Source organism: Loigolactobacillus iwatensis (assembly GCF_003950295.1).
GTDB classification, from domain to species: Bacteria; Bacillota; Bacilli; order Lactobacillales; family Lactobacillaceae; genus Loigolactobacillus; species Loigolactobacillus iwatensis.
In genome coordinates this window covers 1-20,155 of record NZ_RHNP01000023.1, presented here as the reverse complement: position 1 = coordinate 20,155, position 20,155 = coordinate 1, and the positions used below count along the sequence as shown (strand labels likewise).

General features: G+C 41.5%; 24 protein-coding genes and 1 pseudogene. 20 read left to right on the top strand and 5 right to left on the bottom strand.

Features of this window, described 5'->3' with window-relative positions:
• The first annotated feature begins 5 nt into the window (after window positions 1-5).
• On the top strand, window positions 6-1,022 hold the full coding sequence (gene ftsY / locus EKM98_RS07245) for a signal recognition particle-docking protein FtsY (RefSeq protein ID WP_125981655.1): 1,017 nt from the start codon (window positions 6-8) through the stop codon (window positions 1,020-1,022).
• Window positions 1,023-1,123: 101 nt separating this feature from the next.
• Here ftsY and EKM98_RS07240 read toward each other — a convergent pair whose 3' ends face one another.
• Window positions 1,124-1,450: a hypothetical protein gene (locus EKM98_RS07240; protein WP_125981653.1), complete on the bottom strand. Its 327-nt coding sequence runs from the start codon at window positions 1,448-1,450 to the stop codon at window positions 1,124-1,126.
• A gap of 204 nt (window positions 1,451-1,654) precedes the next feature.
• Here EKM98_RS07240 and EKM98_RS07235 point away from each other — a divergent pair, with 204 nt between their 5' ends.
• The 6 genes and pseudogenes from EKM98_RS07235 to EKM98_RS07215 all read left to right on the top strand — a co-directional run bounded on the left by EKM98_RS07235 (window position 1,655) and on the right by EKM98_RS07215 (window position 6,357).
• On the top strand, window positions 1,655-1,996 hold the full coding sequence (locus tag EKM98_RS07235; RefSeq protein WP_068223916.1) for a putative DNA-binding protein: 342 nt from the start codon (window positions 1,655-1,657) through the stop codon (window positions 1,994-1,996).
• A 21-nt stretch (window positions 1,997-2,017) separates the two neighbouring features.
• A complete protein-coding gene (ffh, locus tag EKM98_RS07230) occupies window positions 2,018-3,451 on the top strand; it encodes a signal recognition particle protein (RefSeq protein ID WP_125981651.1) in 1,434 nt (477 codons plus the stop codon).
• A gap of 127 nt (window positions 3,452-3,578) precedes the next feature.
• The gene (locus EKM98_RS12065; RefSeq protein WP_164512670.1) at window positions 3,579-3,728 is read left to right on the top strand and encodes an IS3 family transposase; all 150 of its coding nucleotides are present in this window, start codon (window positions 3,579-3,581) and stop codon (window positions 3,726-3,728) included.
• Window positions 3,729-4,160: 432 nt separating this feature from the next.
• Window positions 4,161-5,525: an MFS transporter gene (locus tag EKM98_RS07225; protein WP_125981649.1), complete on the top strand. Its 1,365-nt coding sequence runs from the start codon at window positions 4,161-4,163 to the stop codon at window positions 5,523-5,525.
• 38 nt (window positions 5,526-5,563) lie between these two features.
• Window positions 5,564-5,920, top strand: coding sequence for a MerR family transcriptional regulator (locus EKM98_RS07220; RefSeq protein WP_125981647.1), 357 nt, complete (start codon window positions 5,564-5,566; stop codon window positions 5,918-5,920).
• 38 nt (window positions 5,921-5,958) lie between these two features.
• A pseudogene (locus EKM98_RS07215) lies at window positions 5,959-6,357 on the top strand (cupin domain-containing protein).
• 70 nt (window positions 6,358-6,427) lie between these two features.
• Here the strand turns inward: EKM98_RS07215 and EKM98_RS07210 are convergent.
• Window positions 6,428-6,862 (bottom strand): MerR family transcriptional regulator, encoded by a 435-nt coding sequence (locus EKM98_RS07210; RefSeq protein ID WP_125981645.1) that lies wholly within the window; start codon window positions 6,860-6,862, stop codon window positions 6,428-6,430.
• A gap of 72 nt (window positions 6,863-6,934) precedes the next feature.
• Here EKM98_RS07210 and EKM98_RS07205 point away from each other — a divergent pair, with 72 nt between their 5' ends.
• Together EKM98_RS07205 and EKM98_RS07200 are read left to right on the top strand one after the other, a co-directional pair.
• The gene (locus EKM98_RS07205; RefSeq protein ID WP_125981643.1) at window positions 6,935-7,177 is read left to right on the top strand and encodes a hypothetical protein; all 243 of its coding nucleotides are present in this window, start codon (window positions 6,935-6,937) and stop codon (window positions 7,175-7,177) included.
• Window positions 7,178-7,523: 346 nt separating this feature from the next.
• Entirely contained in the window at window positions 7,524-7,967 is a 444-nt protein-coding gene (locus tag EKM98_RS07200) for a nuclear transport factor 2 family protein (RefSeq protein WP_225418543.1), read from the top strand.
• A 46-nt stretch (window positions 7,968-8,013) separates the two neighbouring features.
• Here the strand turns inward: EKM98_RS07200 and EKM98_RS07195 are convergent, their stop codons facing one another.
• Window positions 8,014-8,406 (bottom strand): tautomerase family protein, encoded by a 393-nt coding sequence (locus EKM98_RS07195; RefSeq protein WP_125981641.1) that lies wholly within the window; start codon window positions 8,404-8,406, stop codon window positions 8,014-8,016.
• Window positions 8,407-8,566: 160 nt separating this feature from the next.
• Between EKM98_RS07195 and EKM98_RS07190 the strand changes: the two genes are divergently transcribed.
• Both EKM98_RS07190 and EKM98_RS07185 read left to right on the top strand, forming a co-directional pair.
• Window positions 8,567-9,172 carry an NAD(P)H-binding protein gene (locus EKM98_RS07190; protein ID WP_125981694.1) on the top strand — a complete coding sequence of 202 codons (606 nt, stop codon included), beginning with the start codon at window positions 8,567-8,569 and terminating at the stop codon, window positions 9,170-9,172.
• 153 nt (window positions 9,173-9,325) lie between these two features.
• The gene (locus EKM98_RS07185) at window positions 9,326-10,372 is read left to right on the top strand and encodes a zinc-binding dehydrogenase (RefSeq protein ID WP_125981639.1); all 1,047 of its coding nucleotides are present in this window, start codon (window positions 9,326-9,328) and stop codon (window positions 10,370-10,372) included.
• 172 nt (window positions 10,373-10,544) lie between these two features.
• On the opposite strand, the gene EKM98_RS07180 is transcribed toward EKM98_RS07185, so the two are convergent.
• Window positions 10,545-11,516 carry a DNA/RNA non-specific endonuclease gene (locus EKM98_RS07180; RefSeq protein WP_125981637.1) on the bottom strand — a complete coding sequence of 324 codons (972 nt, stop codon included), beginning with the start codon at window positions 11,514-11,516 and terminating at the stop codon, window positions 10,545-10,547.
• A gap of 277 nt (window positions 11,517-11,793) precedes the next feature.
• On the opposite strand from EKM98_RS07180, the gene rpsP reads away from it, so the two are divergent.
• From rpsP to trmD, 4 genes are all read left to right on the top strand, one after another.
• Complete coding sequence (rpsP, locus tag EKM98_RS07175; protein ID WP_068223942.1) at window positions 11,794-12,069, top strand: 30S ribosomal protein S16; 276 nt, start codon at window positions 11,794-11,796, stop codon at window positions 12,067-12,069.
• Window positions 12,070-12,079: 10 nt separating this feature from the next.
• Window positions 12,080-12,319: a KH domain-containing protein gene (locus EKM98_RS07170; protein WP_068223946.1), complete on the top strand. Its 240-nt coding sequence runs from the start codon at window positions 12,080-12,082 to the stop codon at window positions 12,317-12,319.
• Window positions 12,320-12,403: 84 nt separating this feature from the next.
• Window positions 12,404-12,934 (top strand): ribosome maturation factor RimM, encoded by a 531-nt coding sequence (gene rimM / locus EKM98_RS07165; RefSeq protein ID WP_125981635.1) that lies wholly within the window; start codon window positions 12,404-12,406, stop codon window positions 12,932-12,934.
• Window positions 12,924-13,676 carry a tRNA (guanosine(37)-N1)-methyltransferase TrmD gene (gene trmD, locus EKM98_RS07160; protein WP_125981633.1) on the top strand — a complete coding sequence of 251 codons (753 nt, stop codon included), beginning with the start codon at window positions 12,924-12,926 and terminating at the stop codon, window positions 13,674-13,676. Before rimM ends, trmD begins: the two co-directional genes overlap by 11 nt.
• Before the next feature lie 72 nt (window positions 13,677-13,748).
• Here the strand turns inward: trmD and EKM98_RS07155 are convergent, their stop codons facing one another.
• Window positions 13,749-14,078 (bottom strand): hypothetical protein, encoded by a 330-nt coding sequence (locus EKM98_RS07155; protein ID WP_125981631.1) that lies wholly within the window; start codon window positions 14,076-14,078, stop codon window positions 13,749-13,751.
• Between the two features lie 569 nt (window positions 14,079-14,647).
• Here EKM98_RS07155 and rplS point away from each other — a divergent pair.
• The 5 genes from rplS to EKM98_RS07130 all read left to right on the top strand — a co-directional run bounded on the left by rplS (window position 14,648) and on the right by EKM98_RS07130 (window position 20,014).
• Window positions 14,648-14,995, top strand: a complete 348-nt coding sequence (rplS, locus tag EKM98_RS07150; protein ID WP_068223957.1) for a 50S ribosomal protein L19 — start codon at window positions 14,648-14,650, stop codon at window positions 14,993-14,995.
• 352 nt (window positions 14,996-15,347) lie between these two features.
• Window positions 15,348-16,283, top strand: a complete 936-nt coding sequence (locus tag EKM98_RS07145; protein ID WP_125981629.1) for an HNH endonuclease family protein — start codon at window positions 15,348-15,350, stop codon at window positions 16,281-16,283.
• A gap of 1 nt (window position 16,284) precedes the next feature.
• The gene (locus EKM98_RS07140) at window positions 16,285-17,847 is read left to right on the top strand and encodes a bifunctional metallophosphatase/5'-nucleotidase (protein ID WP_125981627.1); all 1,563 of its coding nucleotides are present in this window, start codon (window positions 16,285-16,287) and stop codon (window positions 17,845-17,847) included.
• 402 nt (window positions 17,848-18,249) lie between these two features.
• The gene (locus EKM98_RS07135; protein ID WP_125981625.1) at window positions 18,250-18,969 is read left to right on the top strand and encodes a hypothetical protein; all 720 of its coding nucleotides are present in this window, start codon (window positions 18,250-18,252) and stop codon (window positions 18,967-18,969) included.
• 160 nt (window positions 18,970-19,129) lie between these two features.
• Window positions 19,130-20,014, top strand: coding sequence for a TMEM175 family protein (locus tag EKM98_RS07130; RefSeq protein WP_125981623.1), 885 nt, complete (start codon window positions 19,130-19,132; stop codon window positions 20,012-20,014).
• The last annotated feature ends 141 nt before the right edge of the window (window positions 20,015-20,155 follow it).

Sequence of the window (20,155 nt, the reverse complement as noted above, 5' to 3'; positions counted from 1 at the left end):
CTTAAATGGGATTATTTGATCGAATTAAACACGCTTTTACCGGCAATAAACCTGAAGAAGAAACAAAAACTGAAGCGAAATACGACAAGGGATTAGAAAAAAGTCGTAAAACTTTTGGCGAACGAATGAACGCACTATTTGCTAACTTTCGGTCAGTTGATGAAGACTTCTTCGATGATTTAGAGGAAACCTTGATTGGCGCCGATGTTGGCTTTGACATGGCCGTCCGAATTAGTGATGAGCTTCGTGAGGAAGTTAAGCTGCGCAATGCTAAGAGTCAACAAGAAGTTGCGCAGACGATTGTTGAAAAACTCGTTGATATTTATGACGAAGAGGGTAAAGACGAAAAAAACAGCATTAATTTTGCACCAACTGGGCCAACGGTGATTCTATTTGTTGGGGTCAATGGGGCAGGTAAAACCACCACAATTGGTAAGCTGGCTCACCAGTATCAAGAAGACGGTAAAAAAGTAGTATTGGCCGCTGGGGATACCTTTCGGGCGGCTGCAACTGAGCAGTTAGAGGTTTGGGGGCAACGTGCTGGCGTACCAGTGGTCAGTGGCAAGGCCCAAAGTGACCCGGCAGCAGTTGTGTATGATGCCGTCAAAAAGGCCAAGAATGAAGACTTTGATGTTCTGTTGGTGGATACTGCTGGTCGTTTGCAGAATAAAGTTAATTTGATGAAGGAACTAGAAAAAATCAAACGTGTGATTAGTCGCGAAATTCCGGATGCACCGCAAGAAGTATTATTAGTTTTGGACGCAACCACTGGTCAAAATGCCTTAATCCAGGCCAAACAGTTTAAAGAAACAACCGATGTAACTGGGCTTGTTTTAACTAAACTAGATGGTACGGCCAAGGGCGGTATTGTCCTAGCAATTCGTAATGAGCTTCACCTACCCGTTAAGTTAGTCGGCTTGGGTGAACAAATTGATGACTTGCAGGCTTTTGACCCGAATGAGTTTGTCTATGGCTTGTTTAAGGGATTGATTACGGATGAACCAGCAAAAGAAAATGAATAACTGAAATTAGTCGTTTGTTAAACTTGCAGCGTAAAAATTTTACAGCAAAAAAGACTGTTGCTATCCAAATTTGGATGGCAACAGTCTTTTATATCTAAATTCTATTTAGCTGTTTTTGGAGAACGAATCCAGCCTAAGAAGAATTGAAGTACGATTAAAACAACGTTAATCCAGTTGTTGATGTACAACCACGGGGTTTGAACGACTTTCTGTGAAGACGAAGCGAGTGCCCACTTGATAAAACCATTGTCGGCAAAGGCCCATTGAACTAAAATACCAAAGATAAGTGCGAAAATATTTAGTAACATGAAGCCCCAAAGATTGCCACGTTCACCACTTGCTAAGAACTTGATTGAAAAGAGTACATTCCAGACCAACCAAACGGCAAGAAGAATTACGGAACCCCAATAAATAATAACTGGTACCATTAGTGTTTACCTCCTTTATGTAGTTACCTTTATTTTAGCAGATTTCAGGCTAAAAAACAGACTAAATCTGTGAACGCTACCAATTTTATTACTTTGGCCCATTAATTTCAAATCGGTCACGGCCATGATTGACTTTTAAAGTTGATTTAGGGTAATCTTATTAAGTATGGCATAAGCTACTGATCGTCATTGGAGAAAAATATTATGGAAATTGCAAAAAATGATCGAGTTAATTCATTATTTGATTTTTACGCGTCACTTTTAACGAAAAAACAGTATAATTATTTACAGCTTTATTACGCCGACGATTATTCTTTAGGTGAGATTGCTGAAGAATTTAGCGTGAGTCGGCAGGCCGTTTACGACAATATTAAGCGAACGGAAAAGATACTTGAGGATTATGAGGCCAAGTTACATTTACTGGCTGATTTTAAAGTGCGCAATGCGACCTTGGATCGTTTGGTTGCGTACGTCAATGCTAATTATCAAAAAGATGCAAAGTTAGAACGATTAGTTCATGATTTGGCTAAGGACGAAGAAGATTAAATTTAAAGAGTAGGTGACATTATGGCATTTGAAGGTTTGACTGAACGGCTACAAAATGCAATGAGTAAATTACGCCGTAAAGGCAAAATATCTGAAAGTGATGTTAAGGACGCCATGCGTGAAATACGGTTGGCCCTATTAGAGGCCGACGTTAACTTTGGTGTTGTGAAGGACTTTGTTAAGACTGTTCGGGAACGAGCAGTTGGAACTGAAGTTTTAGATAGTTTATCGCCAGCACAGCAAATTGTTAAAATTGTTGATGAAGAACTAACTAAAGTCATGGGGGAAGAAGCCGTTCCGCTGAATAAATCGGCCCACATTCCAACAATCATTATGATGGTTGGGCTGCAAGGTGCTGGTAAAACAACGACGGCGGCTAAATTAGCGGGTTATTTAAAGAAAAATGATAACGCCCGGCCTTTATTTATTGCGGCCGATATTTACCGCCCAGCGGCCATTGATCAGTTACAAACGGTTGCCCGGCAAGTTGATGCCCCTGTTTTTGAAATGGGAACTGATACTGATCCGCGGGAAATTGTGCGCCAGGGATTGGCTAAGGCCGCCGAAGATAAGAACGATTATGTGATTATTGATACTGCCGGCCGTTTACAAATTGACGAAAAGCTAATGCAGGAATTGCAAGATATTAAGGAAATTGCTAAGCCTGATGAAATTCTTTTAACGGTTGACGCGATGACTGGTCAAAATGCCGCTAACGTTGCGAAAAGTTTTGATGAACAGTTAACGATCACCGGGGTTGTCCTAACTAAATTAGATGGTGATACTCGTGGTGGTGCTGCGCTTTCGATTCGTGCCGTTACCGGGAAGCCAATTAAATTTACCGGCCAAGGTGAAAAACTAACTGACCTTGACGTTTTCCATCCTGACCGAATGGCTAACCGAATCCTTGGGATGGGCGATATGTTAACCTTAATTGAAAAGGCCCAAACTGACTATGACGAGAAGAAGGCCACTGCGCTTGCTGAAAAAATGCAAGAAAACACGTTTGACTTCAATGATTTCATTGATCAACTTGATCAGGTGCAGAATATGGGTGGCGTTCAGGATATCATGAAGATGATTCCGGGGATGTCAAAGATGCCCGGAATTGAGAACGTTCAAATGGGGCCTAAAGAGATGGGGCACATGAAGGCCGTTGTTTATTCAATGACACCGGCAGAACGAACTAATCCTGATATACTAAATCCAAGTCGTCGGCGTCGAATTGCAGCCGGATCAGGCCGCTCGATTCAAGAAGTTAATCGAATGATTAAGCAATTTAACGAATCCAAGAAAATGATGAGTAAGATGTCCAACGGTAATTTTTCTGGAATGGACCAAATGTTTGGCAAAGGCATGTCTGGTCGTTTAGGCAAAATGGCCATGAATTCTATGGTACGTAAACAAAAGAAAAATAAGCGTAAACAAATCAAGGCTTTACGCCGCCGAAAATAGGGTAATTGCTGCCTATTTTAATTGGCCAAATGTAAATTAATTGGATAGAAAAAGTCTGCGAAGTTATTTTTCACGGCCTGAAGTGACCCCCGGTATTGGACCAAAATCCAATACTGGGGGTTTTACTATGACCAAAAAACAGTTTACTATCTTGGCGGAATTAACCATAGACATCTCAAACTGGCTTCAATATTATAATTTCACGCGAACCAAAACAAAATTGGGTGGCAAGAGCACGGGTAAATACCGTGTTCTTATCACCCAGAAAGTTGCTTAAAGTTTCATGGGGATTCACTTCAGAAACCTACTTTTTAAGTTATTTTTATTGTGTGAAATAGGTAGTTTGCACTATAAATATTGGTCCCAATTAAAATGATGAACAATACGAATAAAGTATTCGCTTTATATTTAATGATGCTCCTTGTCAAATTCTAAATGCGGCTGTGACATATATAATTGAACACTTTACTAATGTAGCGTTCGCTTTTTAGAAGTAAAAGCAATGAATTAACTGTTAGAAAAGAATCCGTTTAGAAATCATTTGATTTCTAAACGGATTCTTTTTAAAGACCTATGTAACAACTACTTTTATTATCGGCAGATAAAAAAATAAAAAAATTTCTGAAAAGGACTTGCCTTGAAGTTACTGCAACCTAATATACTGCTCCTTGTGATCAAAATAAAGACATAACAGAGGAGCAAAAAAATCATGCAAAACAAATTTACTAAATACGAATTTGCTATTTTAGCGATCGTACTCGTCAGTTATTTTATGACGGTGTTAGATGTATCGGTGGTTATCACAGCGTTACCTAATATTCAGAGTGATCTACACTTATCAACGGCCAATTTGACTTGGGTGCAAAATGCCTACACGATTATTTTTGGCGGGTTATTGTTATTAGGCGGTCGGCTAGGCGACATCATTGGCCGCAAACAAATTTTTAACTTTGGTCTAGTGATTTTTGGTATTGGGTCATTATTGGTTGGTTTGGCCAATAGTGCCACTTGGCTGATCATTGCCCGTGGTTTTCAAGGTGCCGGTGCGGCCGCATTAGCACCATCGACCTTGGCGTTACTAATGGATAGTATTCCGGCCGGGCCAAAACGGATTCGTGCGGTGGCTGATTATGGGGCCGTGGCCGGTATCGGTGCTAGTTTAGGCTTAGTTATTGGTGGGTTGTTCGCCAGTTTATTAAGTTGGCGTTATGCATTTTTCGTTAATGTTCCCATCGCTATTGTGATGTTTATTTGGGCTAGCAAAACGGTGCACGCGACTAAAGCACAAAAAGGTTCGTTTGACGGCATCGGTTCACTACTTTCTCTAGTTGGGATGGTTAGTTTGGTTTACGGAATCTTGTTAATCTCAGATAGCAACACGGCCTGGTATTGGATTATTGCAGCAGTCATTTTATTAGCGCTATTTGTTCTTCGTGAAGCTAAAGTGGCACAGCCAATTATGCCATTACGTGTTTTCAAGAATAAAGAGCGGACAGGCGCTTACTTAGCACGGATGTTATTTTTAGGCGCGATGATGGCATTTTGGTTTTTTATTACGCAGTTCTTACAAAAGGTATACGGTTTTTCACCACTACTAGCTGGGATCGGTTTCTTTCCAATGACGATTGCAAATTTCATCAGCGCCTTGCAAGTTTCCCGCTGGACGGCCAAATTTGGTAACGGCATGACCTTAGTTGGTGGTTTAATATTGACCATTATTGGCATGTTTTGGCTGAGTTTTGCCGGTGCTAATGGCAACTATATTTTAACGATTGCGCTGCCAATGATCTTGATTGGTCTTGGTCAGGGTGCCGCATTAAGTCCGTTGACCACAGCCGGAATCGCTGATATTGAACCACGGGATACTGGCGCCGCTTCTGGCGTCGTCAACGTGGCCCATCAAGTCGGTGGCTCATTGGGTTTGGCTATTCTGGTCGTACTGGGGACAGCCTTGGCTGGAACAAATAATTTGGTTTTACGGACTGATTGGGCCTTGCGCGGCGGTGTTGGATTTCTAATTATTGCGCTGCTCTTGACGATTATTTTGATTGTACCAAAAAAACAAAATAACTAACGCTGTAAGATTGTAAAGTGGGAAGGAGAGTAATTTTTATGACTAGCCAAACACTGAGTCGTCAAACTGGAATTTCTAAATCAAAACTTAAATTCTATCAAAATTCGGCTTTGCTACCCGATTCAAAACTGTTTACTCAGCGACAAATCAATGATTTTGTGAAATTTATTGATGAAATGTACGCTGTTGGGATCGACCTAGATAAATTGAAACGTTATACGGAACTACAAAACGAGAAACAAAAGCTAATTGCGGCTCAAACGACACTTTTAAAACAGACGTTAGTTCAATTAGATGAAAAACGTAATGATCTTAAGTTAGAGCTAGCACATTTAAATTATCTACAAGAAAATCAAAGTCTTGCGGAATGCGAGCTACGTCAATTAGAAAGTTGACCTAACACTAGATCAAATAGATAAGAAGGCCGTTTACAATGAGTCAAAAGGAAACAGCAGTGAGAAATGGTATTTTCAAAATGGAACCTAAAAATGATGCTTTTGCCAATATTTTTTAGGGCAAAGTTATTTACAAGGTTTAGTTAATGACCCGAAGTTAATGTGGTGTTGGTAATGTGACTTTTGAGCCAGGTTGTCGTCATAACTGGCATTCATCATAATGGATGCCAATTTTTATTAGTTACAGGTGGTGAGGGCTGGTATCAGGAAGCGGATCAGCCGGCTCGTCATTTTAGTTGCCGGTAATGTTGTAGTGACGCATGAGGTGGTTAAACACTGGCAGAGCGCAACAAAAGATAGTTGGTTTTATTACAGCGGGAACACCGAAGTGGCTTGAACCAGTAACAGATGAGCAGTACGCTGCAGCGGATAAATAATAGCCAAACTAAAGAGAACCGACCACTAAGATTATGTGTCTTAGTGGTCGGTTCTTTTTAGCCTAGTGACTTAAAATTTAGCTTCGGCATCATTGGTCTGGGCAACTTGTTCGTCATGTTTGCGTTCTAGTTCTTGTAATTCTTTTTCTGATGCAACGACATGATCATAATAGTGTTCTAGTTTATAGTGTAGGTGATCAATAGCTGATTGAATATCATCGCGTCGTTCTTCCATATCGCTTAATTGTTCTGCTAACAAGGCAATTTGTTCTTTGTCGTTATCTTCTTTTGAGTCGAATAATTCAATATAACGACGTAGGTTTTCAATAGTCATGCCAGCAGCTCGCATTTGTTTAACAAAATTGATCCGGCGAATGATGCGAGCATCGATTTCGCGATTACCTGTTTCACTACGATCAATTGCGGGAATCAATAATTCCTTTTCATAGTAACGAATGGCAGCAGAGGAAACACCTGTTTGATTGCTAGCTTCTTTAATGTTCATATTTGCACCTCATTTAAAATTTCATAGCTTAAGTGTAACTCACTATGTTAGCCGGTTAAGCATAATTTGATTATGATTTTTTTAATAATTGGAGCTTCACGCGGTTTACTTGATTTAATCAGTATTAAAGAAGTACTTTGGACGTTAAGGCTTGGTGCAATGCTTAGCGGTTTATTATTTGGTCGTTTATTCACTTGGCTGCAGGCTCGTATTTTGGTCGTGGTTTTTACGTCATTAGCGCTAGCAATGGTGTTAATTGCAATAGCCAATTTCACTTGGTTGACGGTCATCGGCGCTGGTTTATTTTTTTCATGAATCTTGAACGCAGTGAATTTAGAAGGTAATGGTAATATCTTGGCCACTTCGTTGATCCTGATTGCATATAACTTGGCTGGGTCTTTGTCACCTTATACTGCCTTATTGCTAGAAAATAGCTTGCACATTGCTAGTATTCACAATTTATTCTGGCTCAATACATTGGTCTTTGTACTTTTGGCCATAGTCTTTACGTTCATTAGTTGACGGCAAAAAAGTAGTGTAACTAAATAATTAGTAAATTGGCTATTTTGGGCAGAAAAGTACAATTGATGGTTGCCTTACAGTAAGTGCAAGGGCATAAGCTTACTTTGAATTAAAAATTTAACTAATTTTGGAGGGTAAGATGATGGCAATTAGCAAAATGGCACAACAAAATCATGAAAATCTATTTCCCGGTTTGGTTTCAACATTAAAGCAAACTGATCCTAAACAAAGTGTTGTTGACATGTATCGCAGGCATAATCAGTATATGGTTGCCGGTGATCTTGACAAGTTAGGTGCCTTATTGGCGGATGATTTCCATTTGGTCCATATGACCGGGATGGTGCAAAGTAAGCAAAAGTGGCTTAGCGAAATTCAAAGTGGTCAAATGCATTATTTTTCGTCAACGGAAGATCATGTGGCTGTGACTGAGTTAACCGCTGAGCAAGCAGTTTTAGTTGGTCAAAGCCAGGTTGATGCCAGTATTTATGGTTCACGGAACACGTGGCCCTTACAATTAGAATTACATTTGAATAAGGTCAATGGGCAATGGTTGATCATGCACATTGATGCTAGCATGTATTGATCGGAAAAGGACAATAACCGTTAGATTGCGATTATTGTCCTTTGGCTCATAGATCACCGGTCAGAAATTGGGCCTTACCAGCCGCAAAACTCCAATCAGCGTCACCGTTTTCCACCATATTGATCATGAGATCGTTAGGGGCCAGGTTTAGTTTTGTTTGTAGTTGCGCTGCCAGAGCCTGATAAAATTGGACCTTTTCTGCTTCGGTACGCGGTCGTGTTCGAATATTCAGTAAAATTCGTTTATTCGAACGGGTAAATCCTAGGCCGGTGTCGCCTAAGACTAAATCTTCAGCAGCATAATAAGTAACTGTTTGGTAACGGTCACCTTGTGGGGCCTTAAAAGCTGCCAGCGTAACTTGATAGGCACTATCCAAGATTTCTTTGACTTGTGTTTTGGTCCAAACGTCTTTGACTAAATTAAATTGTAGTAATGGCATTAAGTGAAGCTCCTTTCCTAGTTGGGGTGCAACTTATATTAGCGTCTTGCACCCACTAGAAGTCAAACTTTTTTAAAAAATAGCTTGCCTTGCAGTTAGTGTAAGGGACTATAGTTAAGTCAGTTAAATAAGTAAAGTGAATTTTAGGAGGTTTTACATGATGGCAAATGTATTAATTATTGGCGCTACTGGTACAGTTGGTGGCACGACCCGGCAGTATTTGTTGGCTAACACAACGGATCAGCTAACTTTAATGGCCCGCAATACGCGGCGTTTAGGAAACTTAAATGCTGACCGTGAACACGCAATTGCAGGTAGTGTCACTGATAAAACAATGCTGCAGGATGCGTTGAAGGGACAAGATGTTGTCTTTGCTGCCTTAAGTGGCAACCTGCGGGCAATGGCGCAATCACTGGTTGCCGCAATGGATGAAGCTGGGGTTAAACGATTATTATTTATCACTTCAATGGGTATTTACAATGAGATCCCAGCAGCAGTTGGTGCTTCCGGTAACTTGGCGTCTAACCCAGTTTTACAAACTTATCGGGATGCTGCTGATGTGATTGAAGCATCTGATCTAAATTATACGATTATTCGTCCCGGCTGGTTTGATAATGGCAGCGACACCGCTTATCAAGTTACCCATAAAGGCGAACCATTTGGTGGGCATGATGTTTCCGTTGTTAGTATCGCTGATCTAGTTATGCGGCTGGCCCATGATCCTAAGCTAGGGGCACGTGACAGTTTAGGCATCAACCGTAAATAAGGGTAATAACAAAGAACAGCGGCTACTTTTGTGGTAAATTAAAGATGTAGAAACTTATTTTTAGTGGCCTTTTGGTCGCTGCGCAAATTATTATTAAATTTGAAAGGAATTGAACGCCAAGCAATTTGTTTGGCGGTTCTGGGTATAAAAATTATGAAATCTGCAATTTTTGAAAAGGCTGGTCTAGTAACAGTTCAAGACGTTGATAAACCAAGTCTACAAGCTGCTGATGATGTGATCATCAAAGTTGTTCGGGCGTGTGTCTGTGGTTCTGATCTCTGGGCTTATGCGCATGGCGACAATAAAGAACCTCATTCCGTTAATGATGGTCATGAAGCACTTGGTATTGTTGAAGAAGTGGGTTCTGCCATTACGACGGTGAAACCGGGCGATTTTGTGATTGCACCCTTTACTCACGGTTGTGGTGAATGTGATGCTTGTTTGGCTGGATTTGATGGGACTTGTGATCGCCATCAAGGTGGTACTAACTGGTCCAACGGTTTCCAATCAGAATATATCCGTTTCCAGTATGCAAACTGGGCTTTGATCAAGGTTCCTGGGCAACCATCCGACTACACAGAAGGGATGATCAATTCACTTACAACCTTAGCGGATGTGATGCCAACCGGTTATCATGCAGCGCGGTGTGCCAATGTTCAAAGAGGTGATAAAGTTGTTGTCATCGGTGACGGTGCCGTTGGTCAGTGTGCTGTCATTGCGGCGAAAATGCGTGGTGCTTCACAAATTGTTCTCATGAGTCGCCACGAAGATCGTCAACAGATGGCGCTGCAGTCAGGTGCTACCGCTGTTGTCGCGGAACGTGGTGCAGAAGGTATTGCTAAGGTTCGTGCGTTGCTTGGCGGTGGCGCCGATGCTACACTTGAATGCGTGGGGACAGAGTCAGCGATTGACCAAGCGCTTGGTGTATTGCATAACGGTGGTCGGATTGGTTATGTCGGTGTACCACACTACAATAACCATGCTATGGGTTCAACCTTTGCACAAAATATTTCAGTAGCAGGTGGTTCCGCTTCTGTGACGACTTATGATAAACAATTTTTGCTGAAAGCAGTTCTTGATGGCAATATTAATCCTGGTCGTGTCTTTACCAAGACCTACCGCTTAAATGATATCAATCAAGCTTATCAAGATATGCAAAATCGTAAAACAATCAAATCAATGGTCGTTGTATCTGACTAATTTTAGTAAGCTGAGCGTTTTTGGAAAAATGAAATTCAGATGATATTTTATGGTGACTTAATGGATGACTCTTTTGTTGCCAAAATTCATTTTTTTGTTAGCCAAATGTAAATTAATTGGATCAAAAAAAGTCCGCGAAGTTATTTTTCGCGGACTTTTAATATAGAACGATTTAGCGTAATGACTTACGGTAACCAGCTGCTTGGGCCTCGGCCTCAGTACTAAAGTAAATCGCGTTGGCCGAATTCATGTGGTAACCAGATTGACCTGGAACGTGATAAATGTGGCTATTGCGATTACCAATAATTTCGCCTTGATTGCCGGTGGTGACATCGCCACTGGCCGATTCGGTGGTTTGGGGTGCTGAAGTGGTTGCAGTTGAGCTTGACCTGGAACTGCTAGCGGCCACTTCACTGGCACCAATTTGGCTAGTGCCATCGTTATAGTCAAGCGTTACGCCATCTTCAATGTTGAAAATATAGACGTTGAAAGAAACAGCGTTGCTACCAATCGATTGTGCCTGCATGTGAACACCCCGGGCCAGTAATTCGTTGCCTTTAAAAATAGGGGTGACGCGGTAGCGAATGTAGCCACTAGGATTGGATTTTAGATAATAGGCAATATCATCTTCAAACCGCAGCATTTCGGGACTATTTAGGGAGCGGGTACCCGTAATCAAATTTTTAGGATTATTATTTTGACCGGTGAGCTGGTAGCCAATTAAATGTGATCGATTGTAGAGATAACCACTTTTAATTTTCTTATTACGCCAACCAGTGGGGTTCACGGTGAGTGGCTCACGTTTTGCGGTTGGCATCAGACTTTTCTGTAACATGGCGTTGGCTGCCGTTGGTCGATTAAGATTATCTAACTGCCCGTATTTTTGCCAAGCACCCTTACTAGTTCTCATTGTCTTTTTAGAAAAAGTAGGGTGACCGCTGTTAATGTCAATTGTTTGAGTTCCGGCATAGTCTAAATTAGCGAGTTGTTTGTTTGTCTTTTTACCACTAATTTGTTCGGTGCTAGAATTCGAAGCCGGTGCGGCCTGGGTATTTGTACTGGCCGTTGCGTTAAACGTCAGTGAAAGTAAGGTGGCGACAACGGCCAATAACGGCCACTGGCGGTGTGGTTTACGAATCATCATGTAATTCCTCCAAAGTAAGTCAGCTTTTAACGTCATCAGGCTTTGGACGTATTTACTTATTAAATGATAAAGATTATTGTTGGTTTAAGCAATCATTATTTAGCCGGTGGTTTAATTACCTGGCCAGCTAGTCTCGAAAAGTGCTATTTTAGGGGCAAGAAGCTTAATTATAAACGCGCAATTAACATTGATTTTATCTGTAAAGAAAAAACTCTTTACAGATAGAGAAATAACTGGTATATTTATTAGCGTTGAAAAGATTCGAGGAGGTGCAAAGATGGCTGTTAAAATTCGTTTAAAACGAATGGGTTCTAAGAAGCGCCCATTCTACCGGATTGTTATTGCTGATTCACGTTCACCACGTGATGGCCGTTTCATTGAAATGGTTGGTACTTATAATCCATTAGTTAACCCAGCACAAGTTAAGCTGGACGAAGATACGATTTTAGATTGGTTAGAAAAGGGTGCTCAACCTTCAGATACTGTTCGCAATATCTTATCTGACCATGGTATCATGCAAAAACTTCATGAAGCAAAATACGCAAAAAAATAGGGTTTAATTGATGACAGATGTGAAAGAACTGATTAAAACAATCGTTCAGCCACTTGTCACCCAACCTGATGACATTGAGATTGTGGAACACGAAACGGAGCGTTTTGTGGAATATGATCTGCATGTCAATCATGACGATATTGGTCGCATTATCGGTAAACAAGGTCGTGTGGCACAGGCGATCAGAACGATCGTTTATAGTGTAAAAGTACCGGGTAACAAACGAGTGCGTCTCAACATTATTGAATAATAGAGCACCTGAATAGACCAATTGGTTTGTTCAAGTGCTTTTTTATTAATGTTAGAAAATTAATTGATTAGAAGGGACCAAAAAATGGCCGAAGAATTTTATAACGTTGGTAAAATTGTCAATACTCACGGAATTGCCGGTGAGGTTAGGGTGATGGCAACGACGGATTTCACTAAGGCGCGCTTTAAACCAGGCTCTAAATTGTATTTAACCTTAAATGGCGTTAAACAACAATTGACGATTAAAACGCACCGGAAACATAAAAAGTTTGATCTACTGAGCTTTGATGGTTTAGCGTCGATAAACGATGTTGAAAAGTTTAAAGGTAGTGACCTGCAAGTCGCCCGGACTGACCAGCAGGAATTAACACCAGGTGAAGGCTACTACTACCGCGATATTATTGGCTGTCAGATTATTGACCAAGCAACTAAGCAAGATTTAGGGACAGTTAAAGAAATTCTAAGCCCGGGGGCAAATGACGTTTGGGTTGTTCAGCGCCCAGGCAAGAAGGATTGGCTCTTGCCTTACCTTAAACAAGTAGTACTTAGCGTTGATATAGCGACTAAAGTAGTGATGATCGATTTACCGGAAGGATTAATTGACGATGCGAATTGATGTTTTAAGTTTATTTCCCGATATGTTTACAGGCGTTTTTAATGAATCAATTATTGGTAAGGCACAGGAACGTGGTTTATTAAATATTGATGTGACCGATTTTCGCCCGTATTCCGATGATACTAAGCACCATACGGTTGATGATTATCCGTATGGTGGCGGTGAAGGGATGTTATTGAAGCCACAGCCGATTTATGCGGCAATGGCGGCCTTGAACCAGGCCCATCCAGGTAAAAAGCGGGTTATTTTGTTAGATCCAGCCGGTGTTCCGTTTACCCAAAAAGTTGCCCAGGATCTTTCTAAATCAGAACATTTAGTCTTTATTTGTGGTCACTATGAAGGCTATGACGAACGAATTCGTAATTTAGTGACCGACGAAATATCTTTAGGTGATTATGTACTAACGGGCGGTGAACTTGGGGCCATGGTGATGATTGACACCACTGTCCGTTTATTGCCTGGCGTGCTGGGCAATGATCAATCTGCTTCTCATGATTCATTTGCTGACGGCCTTTTGGAACACCCACAGTACACCCGGCCCGCGGATTTCGATGGGATGGCGGTGCCGGGAGTGCTAACTAACGGTAACCACCAACTGATTGCTCGGTGGGAAGAAAAGGAATCCTTGCGGCGAACTTATTTACGTCGGCCGGATTTATTGGAAACAATTAAATTAACCCATGAGCAACAAGATCTTTTATGGGAAGTAAAAGATGAAGAGGCTAATCAAGCAACCGATTAGCCAGTCTTGTACGGCTGGCTCTTTTAGGTGACACAATATTCGGTTAAGCGTAAAAAAAGTGGTTGCCTGATTTTAGGCCAATAAAAGCTTGTTATCACCAATTCGGTAGCCAAATAATGGGTGTAGATACGCACCGTAGCGGACATACATAAAGCGTTGTAAATTGTGTTGTTTTAATAAGAGAATTAATTCCCATAGATGTTTGGGCTTTGCCGTGTCAGCGGCGGTTAAATAAATTTGCGGCTGTTTGGCGTCCACAATTTCTAAAGTACTCAGATTGATGAACTGAACTTTATCGACGATACCAGTTCTTTTACCGTGACGATTGGCGCCGTACTCGTATTGAACGATGATTTGTTGGTTGGTACCACCTAGTAAAGTTAAAAAATCAACAATTCGCACGTGAATTCCTCCTTTTCTAAACACGACTTAAGGCTGACGTCTAATGATTTGTAGCAGATGTTGAACTTCTGGCGGTGGTTAAAGTTAAACGTAAGTTAACGGTTCTTTTAAAAATTGAGGGACTATGTGTTAATAGCTATTAGTATGTCGTAATTGCAAGGACAATTTTGGTCAGGTAAGAATTATTGTGCCACAATAGTTGGTGATTATTCATAATAAACCGTAAGTTACGTCTGTTATTCCGCCATTTATTTCGTAAAGATTTGTCTGACAACACTCAATTGAATTTAGTATAGCATAGTCAATTGTGGGTTGGTTGCTGGTGTAAAAGACTGTTTGGCAGCAGGACATCTTTTTGTGATGAACGATTGTGGCAATGACGTTTTACTGCGACTTGAAAACTGCTAAGAACAGTTTTGTAGAAATAAAATAATCGCTTATAAAGGAAAACCCCTTTACAGGCAAGAAGAGCTATGCTAAAATTATTTGTTGTGATGTTTAGGTCACTTATTACGATATTCCGCTGCCTTGCTTAGACAAGAATGTCTGTAGAAAAGGAGAAATTTGTTATGAACCCATTAATTACAGAGATCACGAAAGACCAATTGCGGACTGATATTCCTAACTTCCGCCCTGGTGATACTGTTCGTGTTCACGCTCGTGTTGTTGAAGGCACGCGTGAACGTATCCAGCTTTTCGAAGGCGTTGTTATCAAACGTCGTGGCGCAGGTATTAGCGAAACTTATACTGTTCGTAAGATCAGTAATGGTGTCGGTGTTGAACGGACATTCCCTATTCACACACCACGTGTTGCTTCCATTGACGTTATCCGTCATGGTAAGGTACGCCGTGCTAAGTTGTACTACTTACGTGCACTTCATGGTAAAGCAGCCCGAATCAAAGAAATTCGTCGTTAAGCTTGACTTTAAAGCTACTTGGCAATTGCCAAGTAGCTTTTTTTATCTACTTTGATAATTGCATCTTGGCGGTTGCTCCACTAGAATATAGCTAAGGACCAGCGAGCGTGTTTGAAAAGACGCTGGTAGTTTACTTTAAAATCAAGTTGGTTATTTAGACGAAGCACAACTAATTGTCGTTTTCCCTTGCAGTTGTCGTAGTTTGACTTAGCCAAGTGGTAATGGAAAATTAGTGTTTGCTTGATTAGTAGAAGAAACAAGTAATAACGGTTAATAATATTGTTAGATTAAATGACAATATTTTTTAAATAGCATTTAGACTACGGGAGTTAATGAAAGTGGGGTTTTTGAGGTGCAAGCATTTATAGTTATGCAGGGGCGAACGTATCAGGCAGAGCGAGCCGCGGGGATTATTTGGACATATCAAAATGATCAAAGTGGCCAGTTACCGCCATCCTGGGCGCGATTGGCTGAAGTTCAGCCAGGTGACATTGTTTTTCATTACGTTGCCGGAGCACTTGTCGCCTTAAGTCAGGTGACGGCGCCACTAACGAGTAGTTTACTACCCGAAGAATTAGTTACTGATGGTGCGCGGCCAATTGTTCGCCTCGTTCAGTTGCACTACTATGAATTGCCACGGCCAATTCAAATCAAACAAATTTTGCCCTTAATTCGCCCACTATTACCACAACAACACTCGGCCTTTCAACAAAATGGCGCCGGCAATCAAGGCTACCTTTATCCGTGTTATGCCGAGTTAACCCAACTTTTCTTACAGCAAATTGAACAAAATTATTTTACCCAAAAAAATGAACAACTTCAGTTAAGTATGTCGACGGTTACTTCAACGATCGATAATCCCTTATTGGCAATGATTGTTAAGGCCAGGTTAGTTTTGCAAGCACAAGTTGGCGCGCAGCAAAAGCTTTTCCGGCAACGTGTTTTCCAGCAGCAAGTGGTTCAGTGTGCTATTTGTGGTGTTGAGACGCCTACTTTGTTAAAGGCAGTTCGGCTTAAACCGACGAAGGATTCACCTCAGTCTGAGCGGATATTGGCGGAAAATGGTCTAATTCTTTGTCCGATTCACGCGGCCTTAGTGGAACAAGGCTACCTTAGCTTCAGCCGGGGTGGCAAGTTAATGCCCGCGGCCAATTTAGCGTTACTAGACCGTGAGCGACTATTGCCGCAACCTAAATTGCGATTAGCATTTACTGCCGCTAGTAAGCCATTTCTTAATTGGCACCGGCAGTATTTGTTTCACGGCCTGAATGCAGGGGGAACAAAATAGGATGAAGTTAACACTTTTAACAACCAGCGATATTCACGGTTACCTGTACCCCACTGATTATCGAACCAAGCAATTAACGGCGCCATTTGGGTTGGTCCGCGCTGCTGCTGTGATTGAGGCCCAGCGGAAAGCTGCACCAGGACCAGTTTTAACTATTGAAACTGGTGATTTTTTGCAAGGCTCACCATTGGCCTACTACATTGCTCGCCAAAAGCAGCCAGTTGCTCCGGAGAATTTAACCCAAGCCTATAATGAAATAAACTATGATGTCCAAATTTTAGGTAATCATGAATTTAATTTTGGCCGGCCTTATTTGCAGCAAGCATTGGCCAGTTTGACTCAGCCTGTGCTCTGCGCAAACATTTTAACAACGGCCGGTAAGCCAGCTTTTGGTTCGGCCTACAAATTATTTGATTGTGCTGGTGTGACGGTTGCAGTTCTTGGTCTAACCACGGCCCACATTCCGTTCTGGGAAACGCCACGGCACATTCAGGGGTTAAACTTTCAATCGATTGTCACAACGGCAAAGCAGTACGTGCCTAAATTGCGGCAACTCGCCGATGTTGTTGTGGTGGCTTACCACGGTGGCTTTGAGGCTGATCTTAAAACGGGCCAGCCAGTGGGGATTGTGAACGACGAAAATGAAGGCTACCGTTTGCTACGGGAGGTTCCCGGTATTGACGCCTTAGTCACCGGCCACCAACACCGTAGTTTGGCCAGCCATGTTCTCGGCGTTCCCATTGTTCAGCCGGGTTATCGCGGCTCAGCAGTGGGAAAAATTCAGTTAACCGTGGCCACAAAGCCATTGGTGAGTGTAACGGCTTCAACAGCAACCTTATTACCCACGGCTAAGGTTAGTGAGCCACGACTGGTCACCAAGATGTGGCCACTACAACAGGAGGCTGAGCGCTGGTTAGATCAACCATTGGGCCAAGTTAAGGGCGATATGCAAATTAAGAATCCGAATCAGGCCCGGATTGTTGAAACGGCCTACGTTGAGTTCATTCAGCGTGTTCAAATGACGGCCGTAGGGGCAGATATCTCGGCAACCGCGCTATTTAATAATGAGAGCACTGGCTTTGGTGCGCAGGTGACCATGCGGCAAGTGGTGACTAATTATGTTTACCCTAATACTGTTGCGTTGGTCGCAGTTAGTGGCGCAATTTTGCGAGCAGCGTTAGAAAAATCCGCCTTATTTTTTGCACCACTGGGTAAGAATAGAGTGGGGATTAACGCGAAGTTTTTACACCCGAAAAAACAGTACTATAACTATGACATGTACGAGGGGATTGATTACACGATTAACGTTGCCCGGCCAAAGGGACAGCGAATTACACGCTTAGAATATCATGGCCGGAAGGTGCTGCCAACCGATCAATTTAAAATCGCGCTAAACGGTTATCGTGCTGGCGGTGGTGGTAACTTTACGATGTTTAACCCAAGTTTAATTGAGCATGAGGTTCAGCGTGAGATGCCTGAGTTAATTGCGGATTACTTCAAGGCCCATCCGGTGGTGACTGCAAGCGTTAATCATAATTTTGACGTCATCAATCAATCCGATTAAAATTTAAGTGCACATTAATGCCGTCTTCGAAGTGTTAGTGTGCATTATTTCATACCAGTTTAGCCGATAATTCAAATTGATGATTGAAAATTCGCCCACAAGCAGTGAAACAAGCGCGAAGTTAGCGGTGAATTCTTTGAATTTGGCCCAAACTCATCTGACCCAGTTTGCTGCGGCTGTACGGCTGGAGCAGATTAATGCTTGACCATTTTGATGAATTGTTATGCTTGAAATGTGGCTAATCCAACTGGTCGGAGGCTTAAGAATGGTTGATCAATAATTGACATTTCGCACCAATTAATTTGCGTTATCTTCTAATTGAAAAGCGCACCTTAAAAGTATAAGATTGAAAAAGACTTTTAGGATACATATTTAACGAAATTAAAGCGAGGGATTAATAAAATGAAGAAGAAAATCACGGCTGGTTTGGCGTTAATGCTGGTGTTAGTACTTGCCGGTTGTTCTAATCTAAAATTAACGACGACTAAGACCACGTATAAACCTAGTGGGATGACCGCCGTTGTTAAAGGAACGGCTAGTTCTAGTGCTGATCTAACTTATCAAATCGGTAAAAAAACCAGTAAAGTTAAAAACAATCACGGTGACTATGTTTTCACCGTTCCTGCTAGTAACGTTCAGCAAACGGTCAAGGTTAAGGCCAAATCTTCTGGTAAAACAGTGACGAAGAAGGTTCAGATTAAAAAAGTTAAGCCGTTGGGCAGTTACGCAATGCTGACAATGAAGTATAGTGCTATTTTGCAGCAAATGCATTTAACGGCTAAGGCCCTGCCTGAGACCGTCAACCCTGGAATTCATGATTTAATTAAAACTGATAGCTACACAATTCGGGGTAATATCCAAAACGGTCAGTTAATCGGTGCCACTTTTATCATCCCAACTAAAACACTAAAACAGAAGTCGGCCCAACAAGAATTCGGGACCGCCTTTTCAGTTTTCTCATCAACAGTAGGTGCTGATGGGGAAAAGGTCTTTAAGGAATTCAGTAAGCAAACTAAGAACCAATCAAGTGGTCAAACAACGGTTAAAGAAATTACTTCTAATGGTGTCCACTACAATATTGGCTTTTCAACGACAACGTTGTACATGTACATCACCAAGTAAATGAGTTATAACGTGTGACAAGGGTAGGTTCTGAAGGTTGTTGCTTACTGGGATTAGTGGTGAACTAAGCAAAAACGGAATATAATGCCTTTTGCCGCACGTTTTTTGTTGTAAATTTCATGCTGCTGGTTTAAATTATTTTAAAAGAGGCTATTTTATAATGGAAAAATTAAAAGAACGGATGGATGCTTTTAGTGACGCCGTTATTGCGATTATCATTACAATCATGGTCCTGGAATTACCATTACCCCACCATAATTCGGTGGTTGAATATTTACAGTTCGGTAAAGCTATCGGCATCTTTTTTATCAGCTTTTGTTTTGTTGCCAATATCTGGTACCAACATTCAATGTTGTTTATTGATGCCGAAACAATGAATAATAAGATTTTTGTATTAGAGTTTACCTTTCTGGCCTTTCTTTCGTTAACGCCGATTTTTACAAAATTGATTACGGTAGATACCAATCGCGTTACCGTTATTGCGTACGGTATTTTGACTATAATTGTCAACGGATTGTTTATTGCGGTCAGTTACTTTGTGATTCGGCAAAAGTATAGCGATCACAAAGACATTGAAAAGATTTTTCACCGAATCTACGGTAACCACACTAATTTTATTGCGCTTGTGAACGTGGCCCTCCTAATTTTGGCTTATTTCAAACCAGGATGGGCGTTATGGTTTTATTTGACCCTGCCGGTGATCTCGTTCATTACAATTCGTGAGGATCAAACTGATTTGCAAGAAGTGACCAATTTGTCCCAGGATGATCAAAGTCAGTATCTGCAGATGTCTAACGCTAAGATGCGCGACTTTCGTAAACAACAGCGGGAAATCAGTCGTAAATACGCAAGTCAGCGGCAAACTAATCCTAATTGGCAAACGGATATGGGAACAGAAATGAGTCAACTTTTTAAAGGTAGTTTTGGCGACCGTGACTTTTCAAACGGCGGCCCGCATCAGCAGCCGTTTTCTGGCCGCCCCAGCAGGCCCCAACGTCCGCGGCAAGGGCATGATCACCATTCGGATTCAACTGATAAGCATTAATTAATGATAACGGTGAAGTAAATCGTACTAAAAAGGCTGCTAAATTCCATTAACTAGGAATTTAGGCTCTATACTTTTTCCTGTTGATAGTTTACAAATGGTAAACTATTAACAGGATTTTTGTGCAGAAAAAGAGCTCAC

Excerpts from the sequence above, each read along its gene's own strand:
- trmD (WP_125981633.1), top strand. The coding sequence starts at position 12,924 with ATGCGAATTGATGTTTTAAGTTTATTTCCCGATATGTTTACAGGCGTT.
- rimM (WP_125981635.1), top strand. The coding sequence starts at position 12,404 with ATGGCCGAAGAATTTTATAACGTTGGTAAAATTGTCAATACTCACGGA.
- EKM98_RS12065 (WP_164512670.1), top strand. The coding sequence starts at position 3,579 with ATGACCAAAAAACAGTTTACTATCTTGGCGGAATTAACCATAGACATC.
- EKM98_RS07200 (WP_225418543.1), top strand. The coding sequence starts at position 7,524 with ATGATGGCAATTAGCAAAATGGCACAACAAAATCATGAAAATCTATTT.
- EKM98_RS07225 (WP_125981649.1), top strand. The coding sequence starts at position 4,161 with ATGCAAAACAAATTTACTAAATACGAATTTGCTATTTTAGCGATCGTA.
- EKM98_RS07210 (WP_125981645.1), bottom strand. The coding sequence starts at position 6,862 with ATGAACATTAAAGAAGCTAGCAATCAAACAGGTGTTTCCTCTGCTGCC.
- ffh (WP_125981651.1), top strand. The coding sequence starts at position 2,018 with ATGGCATTTGAAGGTTTGACTGAACGGCTACAAAATGCAATGAGTAAA.
- EKM98_RS07220 (WP_125981647.1), top strand. The coding sequence starts at position 5,564 with ATGACTAGCCAAACACTGAGTCGTCAAACTGGAATTTCTAAATCAAAA.
- EKM98_RS07170 (WP_068223946.1), top strand. The coding sequence starts at position 12,080 with ATGACAGATGTGAAAGAACTGATTAAAACAATCGTTCAGCCACTTGTC.
- EKM98_RS07130 (WP_125981623.1), top strand. The coding sequence starts at position 19,130 with ATGGAAAAATTAAAAGAACGGATGGATGCTTTTAGTGACGCCGTTATT.
- EKM98_RS07240 (WP_125981653.1), bottom strand. The coding sequence starts at position 1,450 with ATGGTACCAGTTATTATTTATTGGGGTTCCGTAATTCTTCTTGCCGTT.
- EKM98_RS07185 (WP_125981639.1), top strand. The coding sequence starts at position 9,326 with ATGAAATCTGCAATTTTTGAAAAGGCTGGTCTAGTAACAGTTCAAGAC.
- EKM98_RS07235 (WP_068223916.1), top strand. The coding sequence starts at position 1,655 with ATGGAAATTGCAAAAAATGATCGAGTTAATTCATTATTTGATTTTTAC.
- EKM98_RS07205 (WP_125981643.1), top strand. The coding sequence starts at position 6,935 with ATGATTTTTTTAATAATTGGAGCTTCACGCGGTTTACTTGATTTAATC.
- EKM98_RS07180 (WP_125981637.1), bottom strand. The coding sequence starts at position 11,516 with ATGATGATTCGTAAACCACACCGCCAGTGGCCGTTATTGGCCGTTGTC.
- EKM98_RS07190 (WP_125981694.1), top strand. The coding sequence starts at position 8,567 with ATGGCAAATGTATTAATTATTGGCGCTACTGGTACAGTTGGTGGCACG.
- ftsY (WP_125981655.1), top strand. The coding sequence starts at position 6 with ATGGGATTATTTGATCGAATTAAACACGCTTTTACCGGCAATAAACCT.
- EKM98_RS07195 (WP_125981641.1), bottom strand. The coding sequence starts at position 8,406 with ATGCCATTACTACAATTTAATTTAGTCAAAGACGTTTGGACCAAAACA.
- EKM98_RS07135 (WP_125981625.1), top strand. The coding sequence starts at position 18,250 with ATGAAGAAGAAAATCACGGCTGGTTTGGCGTTAATGCTGGTGTTAGTA.
- rpsP (WP_068223942.1), top strand. The coding sequence starts at position 11,794 with ATGGCTGTTAAAATTCGTTTAAAACGAATGGGTTCTAAGAAGCGCCCA.
- rplS (WP_068223957.1), top strand. The coding sequence starts at position 14,648 with ATGAACCCATTAATTACAGAGATCACGAAAGACCAATTGCGGACTGAT.
- EKM98_RS07140 (WP_125981627.1), top strand. The coding sequence starts at position 16,285 with ATGAAGTTAACACTTTTAACAACCAGCGATATTCACGGTTACCTGTAC.